The 14,572-nt window shown below is 45.0% G+C and carries 4 protein-coding genes, 38 tRNA genes, 3 rRNA genes and 1 pseudogene; 44 read left to right on the top strand and 2 right to left on the bottom strand.

The genetic code is table 11. The features are described from left to right. Window positions 1-13: 13 nt before the first annotated feature. Window positions 14-658, bottom strand: a complete 645-nt coding sequence (locus UtA1_RS13895; protein WP_083839557.1) for an MgtC/SapB family protein — start codon at window positions 656-658, stop codon at window positions 14-16. A 153-nt stretch (window positions 659-811) separates the two neighbouring features. On the opposite strand from UtA1_RS13895, the gene UtA1_RS13890 reads away from it, so the two are divergent. The 42 genes from UtA1_RS13890 to UtA1_RS13685 all read left to right on the top strand — a co-directional run bounded on the left by UtA1_RS13890 (window position 812) and on the right by UtA1_RS13685 (window position 10,479). Further along, complete coding sequence (locus UtA1_RS13890) at window positions 812-1,717, top strand: DMT family transporter (RefSeq protein WP_096551650.1); 906 nt, start codon at window positions 812-814, stop codon at window positions 1,715-1,717. Between the two features lie 260 nt (window positions 1,718-1,977). Next, window positions 1,978-3,530: ribosomal RNA gene (locus UtA1_RS13885) — 16S ribosomal RNA — on the top strand. A gap of 304 nt (window positions 3,531-3,834) precedes the next feature. Then, window positions 3,835-6,761: ribosomal RNA gene (locus UtA1_RS13880) — 23S ribosomal RNA — on the top strand. A gap of 123 nt (window positions 6,762-6,884) precedes the next feature. Next, window positions 6,885-6,960, top strand: a tRNA-Thr gene (locus UtA1_RS13875). A 4-nt stretch (window positions 6,961-6,964) separates the two neighbouring features. Further along, window positions 6,965-7,036, top strand: a tRNA-Lys gene (locus UtA1_RS13870). A 65-nt stretch (window positions 7,037-7,101) separates the two neighbouring features. Next, window positions 7,102-7,176 (top strand) — tRNA-Gly (locus UtA1_RS13865). A gap of 5 nt (window positions 7,177-7,181) precedes the next feature. Next, a tRNA-Leu gene (locus tag UtA1_RS13860) sits at window positions 7,182-7,270 on the top strand. 16 nt (window positions 7,271-7,286) lie between these two features. Further along, window positions 7,287-7,363 (top strand) — tRNA-Arg (locus UtA1_RS13855). A gap of 12 nt (window positions 7,364-7,375) precedes the next feature. Then, a tRNA-Pro gene (locus UtA1_RS13850) sits at window positions 7,376-7,452 on the top strand. Between the two features lie 11 nt (window positions 7,453-7,463). Further along, a tRNA-Ala gene (locus UtA1_RS13845) sits at window positions 7,464-7,539 on the top strand. Between the two features lie 24 nt (window positions 7,540-7,563). Then, window positions 7,564-7,637, top strand: a tRNA-Met gene (locus tag UtA1_RS13840). A gap of 6 nt (window positions 7,638-7,643) precedes the next feature. Next, window positions 7,644-7,720, top strand: a tRNA-Ile gene (locus tag UtA1_RS13835). A 29-nt stretch (window positions 7,721-7,749) separates the two neighbouring features. Then, window positions 7,750-7,842 (top strand) — tRNA-Ser (locus tag UtA1_RS13830). Between the two features lie 20 nt (window positions 7,843-7,862). Continuing rightward, window positions 7,863-7,939 (top strand) — tRNA-Met (locus UtA1_RS13825). A gap of 4 nt (window positions 7,940-7,943) precedes the next feature. Further along, window positions 7,944-8,019 (top strand) — tRNA-Asp (locus UtA1_RS13820). Window positions 8,020-8,026: 7 nt separating this feature from the next. Then, window positions 8,027-8,099 (top strand) — tRNA-Phe (locus tag UtA1_RS13815). A gap of 6 nt (window positions 8,100-8,105) precedes the next feature. Next, a tRNA-Gly gene (locus tag UtA1_RS13810) sits at window positions 8,106-8,179 on the top strand. A 2-nt stretch (window positions 8,180-8,181) separates the two neighbouring features. Next, window positions 8,182-8,258, top strand: a tRNA-Ile gene (locus tag UtA1_RS13805). Between the two features lie 5 nt (window positions 8,259-8,263). Continuing rightward, a tRNA-Asn gene (locus tag UtA1_RS13800) sits at window positions 8,264-8,338 on the top strand. A gap of 3 nt (window positions 8,339-8,341) precedes the next feature. Continuing rightward, window positions 8,342-8,434 (top strand) — tRNA-Ser (locus UtA1_RS13795). A gap of 11 nt (window positions 8,435-8,445) precedes the next feature. Then, window positions 8,446-8,517: transfer RNA gene (locus UtA1_RS13790), tRNA-Glu, on the top strand. A gap of 77 nt (window positions 8,518-8,594) precedes the next feature. Next, window positions 8,595-8,710 (top strand): 5S ribosomal RNA (rrf, locus tag UtA1_RS13785). Together the 16S, 23S and 5S rRNA genes with 38 tRNA genes alongside form the textbook arrangement of a ribosomal RNA operon. 7 nt (window positions 8,711-8,717) lie before the next feature. Continuing rightward, window positions 8,718-8,793 (top strand) — tRNA-Val (locus tag UtA1_RS13780). 8 nt (window positions 8,794-8,801) lie between these two features. Beyond that, window positions 8,802-8,877 (top strand) — tRNA-Thr (locus UtA1_RS13775). 4 nt (window positions 8,878-8,881) lie between these two features. Next, window positions 8,882-8,953: transfer RNA gene (locus UtA1_RS13770), tRNA-Lys, on the top strand. Between the two features lie 13 nt (window positions 8,954-8,966). After that, window positions 8,967-9,051, top strand: a tRNA-Leu gene (locus tag UtA1_RS13765). 12 nt (window positions 9,052-9,063) lie between these two features. Next, window positions 9,064-9,138: transfer RNA gene (locus UtA1_RS13760), tRNA-Gly, on the top strand. Window positions 9,139-9,143: 5 nt separating this feature from the next. Then, window positions 9,144-9,232 (top strand) — tRNA-Leu (locus UtA1_RS13755). A gap of 16 nt (window positions 9,233-9,248) precedes the next feature. After that, window positions 9,249-9,325: transfer RNA gene (locus UtA1_RS13750), tRNA-Arg, on the top strand. Between the two features lie 12 nt (window positions 9,326-9,337). Continuing rightward, a tRNA-Pro gene (locus tag UtA1_RS13745) sits at window positions 9,338-9,414 on the top strand. Window positions 9,415-9,425: 11 nt separating this feature from the next. Continuing rightward, window positions 9,426-9,501, top strand: a tRNA-Ala gene (locus tag UtA1_RS13740). A 24-nt stretch (window positions 9,502-9,525) separates the two neighbouring features. Beyond that, a tRNA-Met gene (locus UtA1_RS13735) sits at window positions 9,526-9,599 on the top strand. A gap of 6 nt (window positions 9,600-9,605) precedes the next feature. Continuing rightward, window positions 9,606-9,682, top strand: a tRNA-Ile gene (locus UtA1_RS13730). 29 nt (window positions 9,683-9,711) lie between these two features. Next, a tRNA-Ser gene (locus tag UtA1_RS13725) sits at window positions 9,712-9,804 on the top strand. A gap of 20 nt (window positions 9,805-9,824) precedes the next feature. Then, window positions 9,825-9,901: transfer RNA gene (locus UtA1_RS13720), tRNA-Met, on the top strand. Between the two features lie 4 nt (window positions 9,902-9,905). Beyond that, window positions 9,906-9,981 (top strand) — tRNA-Asp (locus UtA1_RS13715). Between the two features lie 7 nt (window positions 9,982-9,988). Next, a tRNA-Phe gene (locus UtA1_RS13710) sits at window positions 9,989-10,061 on the top strand. A 6-nt stretch (window positions 10,062-10,067) separates the two neighbouring features. Further along, window positions 10,068-10,141: transfer RNA gene (locus UtA1_RS13705), tRNA-Gly, on the top strand. 2 nt (window positions 10,142-10,143) lie between these two features. Further along, window positions 10,144-10,220: transfer RNA gene (locus UtA1_RS13700), tRNA-Ile, on the top strand. A gap of 5 nt (window positions 10,221-10,225) precedes the next feature. Then, window positions 10,226-10,300, top strand: a tRNA-Asn gene (locus UtA1_RS13695). Between the two features lie 3 nt (window positions 10,301-10,303). Then, window positions 10,304-10,396, top strand: a tRNA-Ser gene (locus tag UtA1_RS13690). A gap of 11 nt (window positions 10,397-10,407) precedes the next feature. Continuing rightward, a tRNA-Glu gene (locus tag UtA1_RS13685) sits at window positions 10,408-10,479 on the top strand. Window positions 10,480-10,580: 101 nt separating this feature from the next. On the opposite strand, the gene UtA1_RS13680 is transcribed toward UtA1_RS13685, so the two are convergent. Beyond that, window positions 10,581-11,855, bottom strand: a complete 1,275-nt coding sequence (locus tag UtA1_RS13680) for an ISL3 family transposase (protein ID WP_096551648.1) — start codon at window positions 11,853-11,855, stop codon at window positions 10,581-10,583. A gap of 417 nt (window positions 11,856-12,272) precedes the next feature. On the opposite strand from UtA1_RS13680, the pseudogene UtA1_RS13675 reads away from it, so the two are divergent. After that, window positions 12,273-13,397 (top strand): annotated as a pseudogene (locus UtA1_RS13675) (IS4 family transposase). Window positions 13,398-13,584: 187 nt separating this feature from the next. After that, window positions 13,585-14,526 (top strand): dipeptidase, encoded by a 942-nt coding sequence (locus UtA1_RS13670; protein WP_096551646.1) that lies wholly within the window; start codon window positions 13,585-13,587, stop codon window positions 14,524-14,526. The last annotated feature ends 46 nt before the right edge of the window (window positions 14,527-14,572 follow it).

Here is a 14,572-nt window from a genome sequence, read left to right as displayed (position 1 = left end):
GATTTCCTCCAAATTAAGATAAAATTTCAATTTCAATTTTTTGAATATAAGGAAGTGCATGAAAGGTGTTAAAAACTGTATAAGTGTTATTTTTTAATAATGTGGAAAAACGAATATCAACTTCATAAGTCAGATTTTCGCCAGTAATGCGAATATTATCGATAACCATCCCGTTTTTTTTCATGAACTTTAGCAATTCCTCTATATTTTCTTTATGTGCAATCTTTGCTTTAAGAGAAAGTTCTCGCATCCTTATTCGTTTTGGCCCAATTTTTGTTAAAAAAGGTGCTACGATTTCAATACCGAAAACGACAATGATAACTGTTAATAATGCTTCTATATAAAACTCGGCACCGACAGCAATTCCAATTCCAGCCGCTCCCCAAACGATAGCAGCTGTGGTTAAACCTGTAATACTATCGTTTCCTTTTCTTAAAATGACACCTGCACCTAAGAAGCCGACTCCGCTCACAATTTGGGCTGCAAGTCTTAGTGGATCCATTGTGATGTTGATATCACCTCTAGGAGGGGTACTATATGCAGTATCAATCGAAATAATGGTTAATAAACAACTAAATGTAGAAATTACTAAGCTAGTTTTTAATCCCACAGGTTTTTTCTTTAATTCTCTTTCGATTCCGATAATTAAACTTAACATTGCAGCAAAGGCCAATTTAAATAAAACGACGCTGCGAATCGTTTCATGAAAAATGTGAAAGTACCCCAAGACATTTCCCCCTTTTTTTATTGTGCAAAAACATTAATCATGTAAAAATGGATATTGAATAAAGTAAAGTTAGGGGTAAATAAAATGGAAAAACCACCGATTCATCCATCTATAGCAATCATTATTGGTGTCATTTCGATTTCTTTTTCTGCTATTTTGGTAAAACTAGCAGATGCTGAATCGGGTGTTATCGCTTTTTACCGTATGCTATTTGCGGTGTTAATCTTGTCACCGATATTTTTAAAAAAACATGTACACGAATTAAAAATGTTAAATAAAAGAGATTGGTTGTTCTCTACAATTGCCGGAATCTTTTTGGCATTTCATTTTATACTTTGGTTTGAATCACTAAACTACACTTCGGTTGCAAGTTCTACGGTTCTTGTTACAATGCAGCCCTTATTTGCTTTTGTAGGAACATATTTATTTTTTAAAGAACGCATTACAATGCAAACAATATTGTCTGGAATTATTGCTATATCCGGTAGTGTTTTAATTAGTTGGGGAGATTTTAAAGTAAGTGGCAATGCTTTATTTGGAGATATACTAGCGCTTATTGCTTGTGGCTTAGTAACAGCATATTTTTTATTTGGACAAGATGTAAGAAAGAGATTATCCTTAATTACATATACGATGGTCGTATATTCTATTAGTACAGTTTGTTTATTATGTTATGTCATAATAAGAGAAGAGTCATTTGGTCCTTATCCAATGATGACATGGATATGGTTTTTGTTGCTTGCAATCCTTCCGAATTTACTTGGCCATTCACTTTTTAACTGGGCTATTAAATGGATAAGCACTACAGTTATTTCAATTGCAATATTATTTGAACCAGTTGGTGCATCAATTTTAGCATTGTTTATTTTTGGAGAAAAATTGATAGTTACACAAATTGTTGGTGGAATTATAGTAATTGCAGGAATTTTGTTGTTTGTACTAGATTTGAAAATGCTAAAAATTTTTTTCAAAAAAACTATTGACTCCTAATGAAATGTGTTTTAATATATAACATGTCCTTAGCGGACGAGATAAGTTTTGTAATAAAAAACAAAAAATAACAAAAAACATCTTGACAATAACAAAACAAGATGTTAAAATAAAAAAGTTGTTTCGACCGATAAATAACGAAACAAAAATGAACCTTGAAAACTGAACAACAAAACGTTAATGCAATAAATTGTCTAGTTGTTAACCCTCGTTGACAAACTAGATTCGGACATTAAATTTTTGAGCAAATCAAATTTTCTTTTATGGAGAGTTTGATCCTGGCTCAGGACGAACGCTGGCGGCGTGCCTAATACATGCAAGTCGAGCGAACCAATTGAAAGCCTTGCTTTCATGAGGTTAGCGGCGGACGGGTGAGTAACACGTGGGTAACCTGCCCTATAGACTGGGATAACTCGCGGAAACGCGTGCTAATACCGGATAAAACATCAAAGTGCATGCTTTGATGTTGAAAGATGGCTCCGCTATCACTATAGGATGGGCCCGCGGCGCATTAGCTTGTTGGTGGGGTAACGGCCTACCAAGGCGACGATGCGTAGCCGACCTGAGAGGGTGATCGGCCACACTGGGACTGAGACACGGCCCAGACTCCTACGGGAGGCAGCAGTAGGGAATCTTCCACAATGGGCGAAAGCCTGATGGAGCAACGCCGCGTGAGCGAAGAAGGTCTTCGGATCGTAAAGCTCTGTTGTAAGGGAAGAATAAGTGCAGTAGTAACTGGCTGCACCTTGACGGTACCTTACTAGAAAGCCACGGCTAACTACGTGCCAGCAGCCGCGGTAATACGTAGGTGGCAAGCGTTGTCCGGAATTATTGGGCGTAAAGCGCGCGCAGGCGGTCTCTTAAGTCTGATGTGAAAGCCCCCGGCTTAACCGGGGAGGGTCATTGGAAACTGGGAGACTTGAGTGCAGGAGAGGGAAGCGGAATTCCATGTGTAGCGGTGAAATGCGTAGAGATATGGAGGAACACCAGTGGCGAAGGCGGCTTCCTGGCCTGTAACTGACGCTGAGGCGCGAAAGCGTGGGGAGCAAACAGGATTAGATACCCTGGTAGTCCACGCCGTAAACGATGAGTGCTAAGTGTTAGGGGGTTTCCACCCCTTAGTGCTGCAGCTAACGCATTAAGCACTCCGCCTGGGGAGTACGGTCGCAAGACTGAAACTCAAAGGAATTGACGGGGGCCCGCACAAGCGGTGGAGCATGTGGTTTAATTCGAAGCAACGCGAAGAACCTTACCAGGTCTTGACATCCCGCTGACCGCTATGGAGACATAGCCTTCCCTTCGGGGACAGCGGTGACAGGTGGTGCATGGTTGTCGTCAGCTCGTGTCGTGAGATGTTGGGTTAAGTCCCGCAACGAGCGCAACCCTTGTCCTTAGTTGCCATCATTCAGTTGGGCACTCTAAGGAGACTGCCGTACAAATACGGAGGAAGGTGGGGATGACGTCAAATCATCATGCCCCTTATGACCTGGGCTACACACGTGCTACAATGGACGGTACAAACGGTCGCGAAGTCGCGAGACGGAGCCAATCCGAAAAAACCGTTCTCAGTTCGGATTGCAGGCTGCAACTCGCCTGCATGAAGCCGGAATCGCTAGTAATCGCGGATCAGCATGCCGCGGTGAATACGTTCCCGGGCCTTGTACACACCGCCCGTCACACCACGAGAGTCTGTAACACCCAAAGTCGGTGAGGTAACCCTTTCGGGAGCCAGCCGCCGAAGGTGGGACAGATGATTGGGGTGAAGTCGTAACAAGGTAGCCGTATCGGAAGGTGCGGCTGGATCACCTCCTTTCTAAGGATATTTACGGAAGCGTTAGCGTTTTGTGTTCAGTTTTGAAGGTTTATGACCTTCAAAGTTATAGTGTTGTTCTTTGAAAACTGGATAAACGACATTGAAAGCAAGCAATTTACTGTAAAGCGCAAACAACTAGGCTAACACGACGTAAATGCGACGTGGATTGAAAGCCGTAAGGGTTGCGAGACGCAAGCAAGACAAGGAAATGAGCGAGTGAGAACCGGAGTGTACTATATGCGTACATGAGGATTCGAACGAGCGAAATTGACGAAGTATTGCGCAGCGTATCGAAAACCGAAAAGGTTAAGTTGTTAAGGGCGCACGGTGGATGCCTTGGCACTAGGAGCCGATGAAGGACGGGACTAACACCGATATGCTTCGGGGAGCTGTAAGTAAGCTTTGATCCGGAGATTTCCGAATGGGGGAACCCACTGTTCGTAATGGAACAGTATCTTAACGTGAATCCATAGCGTTAAGAAGGCACACCCAGGGAACTGAAACATCTAAGTACCTGGAGGAGAAGAAAGAAAAATCGATTCCCTGAGTAGCGGCGAGCGAAACGGGAACAGCCCAAACCAAGAGGCTTGCCTCTTGGGGTTGTAGGACACTCTATACGGAGTTACAAAAGGATGGGTTAGACGAACCGTTCTGGAAAGGACGGCCAGAGAAGGTAAAAGCCCTGTAGTCGAAAATCCATCCTCTCCTGAGTGGATCCTGAGTACGGCGGAACACGTGAAATTCCGTCGGAATCCGGGAGGACCATCTCCCAAGGCTAAATACTCCCTAGTGACCGATAGTGAACCAGTACCGTGAGGGAAAGGTGAAAAGCACCCCGGGAGGGGAGTGAAAGAGAACCTGAAACCGTGTGCCTACAAGTAGTCAGAGCCCGTTAACGGGTGATGGCGTGCCTTTTGTAGAATGAACCGGCGAGTTACGATTACGTGCAAGGTTAAGCAGAAGATGCGGAGCCGCAGCGAAAGCGAGTCTGAATAGGGCGTTTTGAGTACGTGGTCGTAGACCCGAAACCAGGTGATCTACCCATGTCCAGGGTGAAGGTGAGGTAACACTCACTGGAGGCCCGAACCCACGCACGTTGAAAAGTGCGGGGATGAGGTGTGGGTAGCGGAGAAATTCCAATCGAACTTGGAGATAGCTGGTTCTCTCCGAAATAGCTTTAGGGCTAGCCTCGTGTGAAGAATACTGGAGGTAGAGCACTGTTTGGACTAGGGGCCCACCTCGGGTTACCGAATTCAGACAAACTCCGAATGCCAGCTATTTATACACGGGAGTCAGACTACGAGTGATAAGATCCGTGGTCAAAAGGGAAACAGCCCAGACCACCAGCTAAGGTCCCAAAGTAATCGTTAAGTGGAAAAGGATGTGGCGTTGCTTAGACAACCAGGATGTTGGCTTAGAAGCAGCCATCATTTAAAGAGTGCGTAATAGCTCACTGGTCGAGTGACGCTGCGCCGAAAATGTATCGGGGCTAAACGATTCACCGAAGCTGTGGATTCGTGCGTTGCACGAGTGGTAGGAGAGCGTTCTAAGTGCGTCGAAGTCAGACCGGAAGGACTGGTGGAGCGCTTAGAAGTGAGAATGCCGGTATGAGTAGCGAAAGATGGGTGAGAATCCCATCCACCGAATGACTAAGGTTTCCTGAGGAAGGCTCGTCCGCTCAGGGTTAGTCGGGACCTAAGTCGAGGCCGAAAGGCGTAGACGATGGACAACAGGTTGATATTCCTGTACCACCTCCCCGCCGTTTGAGTGATGGGGGGACGCAGGAGGATAGGGAATGCACGCCGTTGGTCGAGCGTGTCCAAGCAGCAAGGCGTGGAAGTAGGCAAATCCGCTTCCTAATATGCTGAGCTGTGATGGGGAGCGCGTTACGCGCGAAGTTCCTGATTTCACACTGCCAAGAAAAGCCTCTAGCGAGGCGGGAGGTGTCCGTACCGCAAACCGACACAGGTAGTCGAGGAGAGAATCCTAAGGTGAGCGAGAGAACTCTCGTTAAGGAACTCGGCAAAATGACCCCGTAACTTCGGGAGAAGGGGTGCTCATTGGGGTGCAAGCCCTGATGAGCCGCAGTGAATAGGCCCAGGCGACTGTTTAGCAAAAACACAGGTCTCTGCAAAACCGTAAGGTGAAGTATAGGGGCTGACGCCTGCCCGGTGCTGGAAGGTTAAGAGGAGGAGTTAGCGCAAGCGAAGCTCCGAATTGAAGCCCCAGTAAACGGCGGCCGTAACTATAACGGTCCTAAGGTAGCGAAATTCCTTGTCGGGTAAGTTCCGACCCGCACGAAAGGCGTAACGATCTGGGCACTGTCTCAACGAGAGACTCGGTGAAATTATAGTACCTGTGAAGATGCAGGTTACCCGCGACAGGACGGAAAGACCCCGTGGAGCTTTACTGTAACCTGATATTGAATTTCGGTGCAACTTGTACAGGATAGGTAGGAGCCGTAGAAGGGGGAGCGCCAGCTTCCCTGGAGGCGCCCTTGGGATACTACCCTGGTTGTACTGAAATTCTAACCCGCAAGCCTAATCGGCTTGGGAGACAGTGTCAGGTGGACAGTTTGACTGGGGCGGTCGCCTCCTAAAAGGTAACGGAGGCGCCCAAAGGTTCCCTCAGAATGGTTGGAAATCATTCGCAGAGTGTAAAGGCATAAGGGAGCTTGACTGCGAGACCTACAAGTCGAGCAGGGTCGAAAGACGGGCTTAGTGATCCGGTGGTTCCGCATGGAAGGGCCATCGCTCAACGGATAAAAGCTACCCCGGGGATAACAGGCTTATCTCCCCCAAGAGTCCACATCGACGGGGAGGTTTGGCACCTCGATGTCGGCTCATCGCATCCTGGGGCTGTAGTCGGTCCCAAGGGTTGGGCTGTTCGCCCATTAAAGCGGTACGCGAGCTGGGTTCAGAACGTCGTGAGACAGTTCGGTCCCTATCCGTCGTGGGCGTAGGAAATTTGAGAGGAGCTGTCCTTAGTACGAGAGGACCGGGATGGACACACCGCTGGTGTACCAGTTGTCTTGCCAAAGGCACCGCTGGGTAGCTATGTGTGGACGGGATAAGTGCTGAAAGCATCTAAGCATGAAGCCCCCCTCAAGATGAGATTTCCCATTGCATAAGCAAGTAAGATCCCTCAAAGACGATGAGGTAGATAGGTCCGAGGTGGAAGCACGGTGACGTGTGGAGCTGACGGATACTAATCGATCGAGGACTTAACCAATCATTTCAATGTCGTTATCCAGTTTTGAAAGAATAATTTAATTCGGAGGATTAGAGAGAAGATATCCCATTAAATTAGGAAATCACCAGTTCATTCTATTGTCCTCCATCGCTAAAAATATATGCCGGTGTAGCTCAATTGGCAGAGCAACTGACTTGTAATCAGTAGGTTGAGGGTTCGATTCCTTTCGCCGGCACCATCATGAGCCATTAGCTCAGTGGTAGAGCATCTGACTTTTAATCAGAGGGTCGAAGGTTCGAGTCCTTCATGGCTCATCCCGTTCACTTTAATATATTAACAATGATAAAATAATTAAAGATTAAGTATTCCACTTAATTTTGCGGAAGTAGTTCAGTGGTAGAACACCACCTTGCCAAGGTGGGGGTCGCGGGTTCGAACCCCGTCTTCCGCTCCAATAATGCCGGGGTGGCGGAATTGGCAGACGCACAGGACTTAAAATCCTGCGGTAGGTGACTACCGTACCGGTTCGACTCCGGTCCTCGGCACCATGTAAAATAGAAGTTAGCGCCAGTAGCTCAATTGGATAGAGCGTCTGACTACGGATCAGAAGGTTGTGGGTTCGACTCCTGCCTGGCGCGCCAAAAAAAGTGAACCGGGAAGTAGCTCAGCTTGGTAGAGCACTTGGTTTGGGACCAAGGGGTCGCAGGTTCGAATCCTGTCTTCCCGACCAGCAGGAACTACGGGGCATTAGCTCAGCTGGGAGAGCGCCTGCCTTGCACGCAGGAGGTCAGCGGTTCGATCCCGCTATGCTCCACCAAATTATAAATGAATAACAATTGACGGCGGTGTAGCTCAGCTGGCTAGAGCGTACGGTTCATACCCGTGAGGTCGGGGGTTCGATCCCCTCCACCGCCATCTTAAGGACCTTTAGCTCAGTTGGTTAGAGCAGACGGCTCATAACCGTCCGGTCGCAGGTTCGAGTCCTGCAAGGTCCACCAAAGGTTGAAAAGATAGATAAGAAACAAATGGAGGAATACCCAAGTCTGGCTGAAGGGATCGGTCTTGAAAACCGACAGGCGGGTCAAACCGCGCGGGGGTTCGAATCCCTCTTCCTCCACCATAACATAAAATAATTATTATCGCGGGGTAGAGCATTCTGGTAGCTCGTCGGGCTCATAACCCGGAGGTCGCAGGTTCAAATCCTGCCCCCGCAACCAAAGTGGTCCCGTGGTGTAGCGGTTAACATGCCTGCCTGTCACGCAGGAGATCGCGGGTTCGAGTCCCGTCGGGACCGCCATAAATACGGGTCGGTAGCTCAGTTGGTAGAGCATTTGACTGAAGATCAAAGTGTCGGCGGTTCGATTCCGTCCCGACCCACTTGATGCGGGTGTAGTTTAATGGTAAAACCTCAGCCTTCCAAGCTGATGTCGTGGGTTCGATTCCCATCACCCGCTCCAATGGGCCTATAGCTCAGCTGGTTAGAGCGCACGCCTGATAAGCGTGAGGTCGATGGTTCAAGTCCATTTAGGCCCACCATATATTCCGAAGTAGCTCAGTGGTAGAGCAATCGGCTGTTAACCGATTGGTCGTAGGTTCGAATCCTACCTTCGGAGCCATAAGGAGAAGTACTCAAGAGGCTGAAGAGGCGCCCCTGCTAAGGGTGTAGGTCGGGGTAACCCGGCGCGAGGGTTCAAATCCCTCCTTCTCCGCCATACATAGCCGTGGCCCCTTGGTCAAGTGGTTAAGACACCGCCCTTTCACGGCGGTAACACGGGTTCGAATCCCGTAGGGGTCATAAAAATAATAAAAAAAATAAAAAAATCTCTTGAAAAAGAGATTGAATATGATAAAATAATTCTTGTCCTTAATAAGTCTAGTGACGATGGCAAAGAGGATACACCCGTTCCCATACCGAACACGGAAGTTAAGCTCTTTAGCGCCGATGGTAGTAAGGGGCTTCCCCTTGTGAGAGTAGGACGTTGCTAGGCTTGATATGGAGGATTAGCTCAGCTGGGAGAGCACCTGCCTTACAAGCAGGGGGTCGGCGGTTCGATCCCGTCATCCTCCACCATGATATATGCCGGCGTAGCTCAATTGGCAGAGCAACTGACTTGTAATCAGTAGGTTGAGGGTTCGATTCCTTTCGCCGGCACCATCATGAGCCATTAGCTCAGTGGTAGAGCATCTGACTTTTAATCAGAGGGTCGAAGGTTCGAGTCCTTCATGGCTCATCAATAAACATTTGCGGGTGTGGCGGAATTGGCAGACGCACTAGACTTAGGATCTAGCGCCTTACGGCGTGGGGGTTCGACTCCCTTCACCCGCACCATTTAGAAAAATTGCGGAAGTAGTTCAGTGGTAGAACACCACCTTGCCAAGGTGGGGGTCGCGGGTTCGAACCCCGTCTTCCGCTCCAATAATGCCGGGGTGGCGGAATTGGCAGACGCACAGGACTTAAAATCCTGCGGTAGGTGACTACCGTACCGGTTCGACTCCGGTCCTCGGCACCATGTAAAATAGAAGTTAGCGCCAGTAGCTCAATTGGATAGAGCGTCTGACTACGGATCAGAAGGTTGTGGGTTCGACTCCTGCCTGGCGCGCCAAAAAAAGTGAACCGGGAAGTAGCTCAGCTTGGTAGAGCACTTGGTTTGGGACCAAGGGGTCGCAGGTTCGAATCCTGTCTTCCCGACCAGCAGGAACTACGGGGCATTAGCTCAGCTGGGAGAGCGCCTGCCTTGCACGCAGGAGGTCAGCGGTTCGATCCCGCTATGCTCCACCAAATTATAAATGAATAACAATTGACGGCGGTGTAGCTCAGCTGGCTAGAGCGTACGGTTCATACCCGTGAGGTCGGGGGTTCGATCCCCTCCACCGCCATCTTAAGGACCTTTAGCTCAGTTGGTTAGAGCAGACGGCTCATAACCGTCCGGTCGCAGGTTCGAGTCCTGCAAGGTCCACCAAAGGTTGAAAAGATAGATAAGAAACAAATGGAGGAATACCCAAGTCTGGCTGAAGGGATCGGTCTTGAAAACCGACAGGCGGGTCAAACCGCGCGGGGGTTCGAATCCCTCTTCCTCCACCATAATATAAAATAATTATTATCGCGGGGTAGAGCAGTCTGGTAGCTCGTCGGGCTCATAACCCGGAGGTCGCAGGTTCAAATCCTGCCCCCGCAACCAAAGTGGTCCCGTGGTGTAGCGGTTAACATGCCTGCCTGTCACGCAGGAGATCGCGGGTTCGAGTCCCGTCGGGACCGCCATAAATACGGGTCGGTAGCTCAGTTGGTAGAGCATTTGACTGAAGATCAAAGTGTCGGCGGTTCGATTCCGTCCCGACCCACTTGATGCGGGTGTAGTTTAATGGTAAAACCTCAGCCTTCCAAGCTGATGTCGTGGGTTCGATTCCCATCACCCGCTCCAATGGGCCTATAGCTCAGCTGGTTAGAGCGCACGCCTGATAAGCGTGAGGTCGATGGTTCAAGTCCATTTAGGCCCACCATATATTCCGAAGTAGCTCAGTGGTAGAGCAATCGGCTGTTAACCGATTGGTCGTAGGTTCGAATCCTACCTTCGGAGCCATAAGGAGAAGTACTCAAGAGGCTGAAGAGGCGCCCCTGCTAAGGGTGTAGGTCGGGGTAACCCGGCGCGAGGGTTCAAATCCCTCCTTCTCCGCCATACATAGCTGTGGCCCCTTGGTCAAGTGGTTAAGACACCGCCCTTTCACGGCGGTAACACGGGTTCGAATCCCGTAGGGGTCATAAAAAAACCGGCTTTTTGTCAAATGGTGTTGGTGAATAAATTTTAGTGACATTATTTGGTAATATGTAATCGGATGGCTTAGGGGAAATTCGAGGTTCCCCTAAGCTGTTTTTATTTTCGCTAAGTTTTGGGTAATGAATATTCGGTTTCTAAAGTGATAGAAGGATCGATAACCGAAAGAAATGCGTTTAATCACTTTGATTTTGTTATTAATCCCCTCTAAAATGCCGTTATTATAATCGTACTTTAGCGTATTCTCCACGTAATTTATGTATTTGTTGATTGTCTTGATGGCGGTTTTCATATAGCTGGAAACGCTGTTCCGTTTATTCGCCAAGGTTTTCTTCAAGAGCTCAAAGTCTTTGGTTTTGATGCAATGTCGAACGTATTGGTATAACTCATAGGACGCCTTTAATTCAGAATCCAGATTAATGATGTAGTGTAGAATATCCACCTCACACATGAGCTTTTTAAAGCAGTGATGATATTTGTAGTTTTTATAATCGAGTTTTGTTTGATCTTTCAGAAGGAGCTTCCAGTATTTTTTCAATTTATTGTAATTCTTTTTATCCCGATTCATGACGTTGATGCGCGTTTTGTTTAAAGCTCTGCTAAATAGTTGGAGGATATGGAATTTGTCGAGTACGATTTCCGCTTTAGGGAAAACTTCTTGGATTAAGGAAATATAAGGGCTGTACATATCGATGACAATCGTTTTTACCGCATCTCTCGCCTTCTTGGAATACCGTAAGAAATACTCTTTAAGGACATGTAATCTCCGGTCCTCCACGATATCCACAATCTCCCCCGTTTCAGAGTCGCAGAAAATAAAGGACATCGCTCCAGCTGCGGATTTCACTGATTTAAACTCGTCAAAACACAAATGCTTTGGAAGATAGTGATAATTCGGCTGATAGTAGCTATAAAAGCTGTCAATGACTCTACTGACAGTGGCATGAGAAACATTATGTTTCATTGCAATATCTTTTTCGGATATTTTATCTTTGGCGTTTAAAGCAATTGATACTTTGGTATTGTTGGAAATACAACAGTTTTTAGCCACGACGCTCGTTTTTAAAGTAAACGTGGAATGACAATGTTTACAGAAATAACGCTGTTTACGCAATTTTAAGTAGGTATGAAAACCTGAAATGCTAGGCATTTTAATGAGAGACGTTTTAAAACCGTGTTTAATGATTTGATCATCAAAGACATGTCCACAAGCATAACAAGCTTTTGGTTGATACGTTAACGTCCCATGAAAGACTTTCGCTTTTACTTTTTTGATCGTTTCGGTAGAACAAAAATTTTCATCAAATGTGATATTTTTGTCTTTTATATTGAGTAGGTTTCGTATAGAATGATGGTGAGACATGTGACACAACTCCTTTGGAAAATGTGTTTTGGCGATTACATTTTACCAGAGTTTTGTCACTGTCTCATTTTTTTGTTCAAAAAAATTGGTGCTGGTTTTTACTCACCAACAACAAATATTATAGAGCCGAAAAAACTTGGGATTGAAGGGCTATTCGTCGTGTGTACCAGAAGGGTGCGCATTTTTTTATTTATCTCACATATTTCGGGCTTATCATTTTTTGTGTAAAAAAATGGTGCTGGTTGTATCCACCAACACAAATATTATAGAGCCATAAATACTCACTAGTGTCGCATAAAAAATACCAATAGATATAATAAATCTGAATTTTCTGTAACTATATTTTTCTAAAAAAAAATCCTTTATAATGGTTTGGTGGTAGTAAACCTATCCAAATCCAATACAAAGGACAAAAGCATGGATAAGTTTACACGAAAAACATCATTTGAACAATGGTTTTCACCAATTCATTTCAACTTATTTGACGATATGGTGAAAGCCTATCAATTGGATTACTATACAAAGAAGCTTTATATGGCTTCATTTCTGAAATGACTGTTGTACGCTCAATTACATGAAACCGAGAGTTTGCGAGCTTTAAGTGACGCTGTTTTTTCTGAAGAATTACAACGTGCAACAGGTCTTCCATCGATTAGCTTTTCCCAATTAGGAAGACGAATCAACGCCATTCCAACGGTTTTCTTTCAATCGATTTTTCTTGATTTAGTGGCTCAAATTCATGAGAAAACACATTTTCAAAAGCGAAGAAAGCTGACAACGCCACTAAAAATCATTGATTCGAGTACGTTGCCACTGAATTTGACGAACCACAAATGGGCAGAGTTCCGAAAAACAAAATCGGGCGTGAAGCTTCACTTGCGTCTTGTATTCATGGAAAAAGGACTTTCTTATCCCGACAAGGCCGTACTGACAAACGCAATCGAACATGATCGTGGTCAATTAGAGGTATTCATTGATGATCAAGAATGCCTCTACGTGTTCGATCGGGGATACTTAGATTATGAGCGATTTGACCGTATGACGGATGATGGGTATTTCTTTGTTTCACGTTTACGAAAAAACGCTGTCGTCCGTGTGTTAGAACGATTTTCGTTACCTGAAGATTCGCCTGTATTCTCCGATGAAATGGTGGTGATTGGAAACACGCAAAAACGTTCTGAAAACGCGTTCCGTCTCATCAAATTGTTGGATACAAAAGGAAATAAACTTCATTTACGGACGAATCGTTTTGATATGGATGCAGATGAAATCGCCGAAATCTATAAGTCACGTTGGGCTATTGAACTCTTTTTCAAATGGATGAAACAACACTTGAATAGCAAGAAGTTTTACGGCCACAGTGAACAAGCCGTACACAACCAAGTATACGTAGCGATGATTGTATACTGTTTAAATGTGTTAGCTCAGTTGAACACGAATAGTGACCGAAGTACGTTACAAATAAGTCGATATTTGAAAGCAGCTTTATGGAAATCTGCACACATTTGGTTACGGAAAATCGAAAGGAAGAGCGTTCCTTAAAGGTTGATTTGTCGTTGTTGCACTCGTCTTAAGCTATAGGTAAAAAATGGATGTTTACTACCTTTATTTAGGTGTTTCGTTTTTCGCTAATTTTCCAGAAAAATAAAATCTGAAATTTCAAAACTTATTTATGCGACACTAGTGATAAATACTATAAAAACAAAAGAGTATGGGGAGTGGAGAATAGATGAAAGTAGTGGACCTACATTGCGATGTATTAGAAAAATTAGCACGATTTGAAGATGCCAATTTTCGCAATGATTCTAGAATAAATTCTAACTTTGAAAGATTAAAGGCAGGGAATGTAAAAATTCAAGTATTTGCAATATTTATCCATCCAGATATTCCTAGAGAGCAGAAATTTCAAGAAGCATTACGTCAGATTGAAGCCTTCCATAAATATGTATTGAAAGAGCCGGAAATGGTTCATATTAAAGATTGGAAGCAAATTGATGAGCTCGAAGAAGGGCAAATAGGAGCCGTATTAAGTTTGGAAGGCTGTGATGCCATAGATGATGATCTTGAAAAATTAAAGATCATTTTGGATGCAGGCGTTAAGATAGTCGGATTAACTTGGAATTATGAAAATAAAGTTGGCTATGGCACGTCAGAAGATTCTACAAAGGGTATAAAACCTTTTGGAAAAAAGGTAATTGAATTGTTAAATGAACGAGATATTATCATAGATGTTGCGCATTTAAATGAAAGAGGATTTTATGAATTATTACCGCTTGCAAAAAAAGTGATTGCTAGCCATTGTAATTCACGCACTCTCTGTGATCATCCAAGAAATTTAACGGATGAACAAGTGAAAATGCTTGTAGAAAAAGGTGGACGTATCCATGTTGTTTTTTATCCCCCATTTATAGAAAAGGAGAAGAAAACGACGACAATCGAAAAATTGGTTGAGCACATAAAATATTTAGCTAATTTAGTAGGAGTGGAACATATCGGTTTTGGTTCTGATTTTGATGGGATGGACCCATTGTCAGTAAGCAATTTATCAAATGCTTCTGAATTTCCAAATATCATTGAAAGGTTGCGTCAAGAGTTTACAGATGATGAGGTGAAATTATTTTCAGAAGAGGGATTTATGAATTATATAAGAAAATTAAATGCAACGACTTAATATAGAGATAGGGAAATAAAAACTATATACTCCTAAAATTGGAGAT

Origin of the sequence: Ureibacillus thermosphaericus, assembly GCF_002370195.2 — a bacterium.
GTDB classification, from domain to species: Bacteria; Bacillota; Bacilli; order Bacillales_A; family Planococcaceae; genus Ureibacillus; species Ureibacillus thermosphaericus.
The sequence above is the reverse complement of the archived record's forward strand: the minus strand, read 5'-3'. Positions and strand labels throughout refer to the sequence as shown.

What these genes read in the sequence shown, in the direction of transcription:
- UtA1_RS13895 (WP_083839557.1), bottom strand. Translation starts at nt 658, where the DNA reads ATGTTAAGTTTAATTATCGGAATCGAAAGAGAATTAAAGAAAAAACCT.
- UtA1_RS13890 (WP_096551650.1), top strand. Translation starts at nt 812, where the DNA reads ATGGAAAAACCACCGATTCATCCATCTATAGCAATCATTATTGGTGTC.
- UtA1_RS13680 (WP_096551648.1), bottom strand. Translation starts at nt 11,855, where the DNA reads ATGTCTCACCATCATTCTATACGAAACCTACTCAATATAAAAGACAAA.
- UtA1_RS13670 (WP_096551646.1), top strand. Translation starts at nt 13,585, where the DNA reads ATGAAAGTAGTGGACCTACATTGCGATGTATTAGAAAAATTAGCACGA.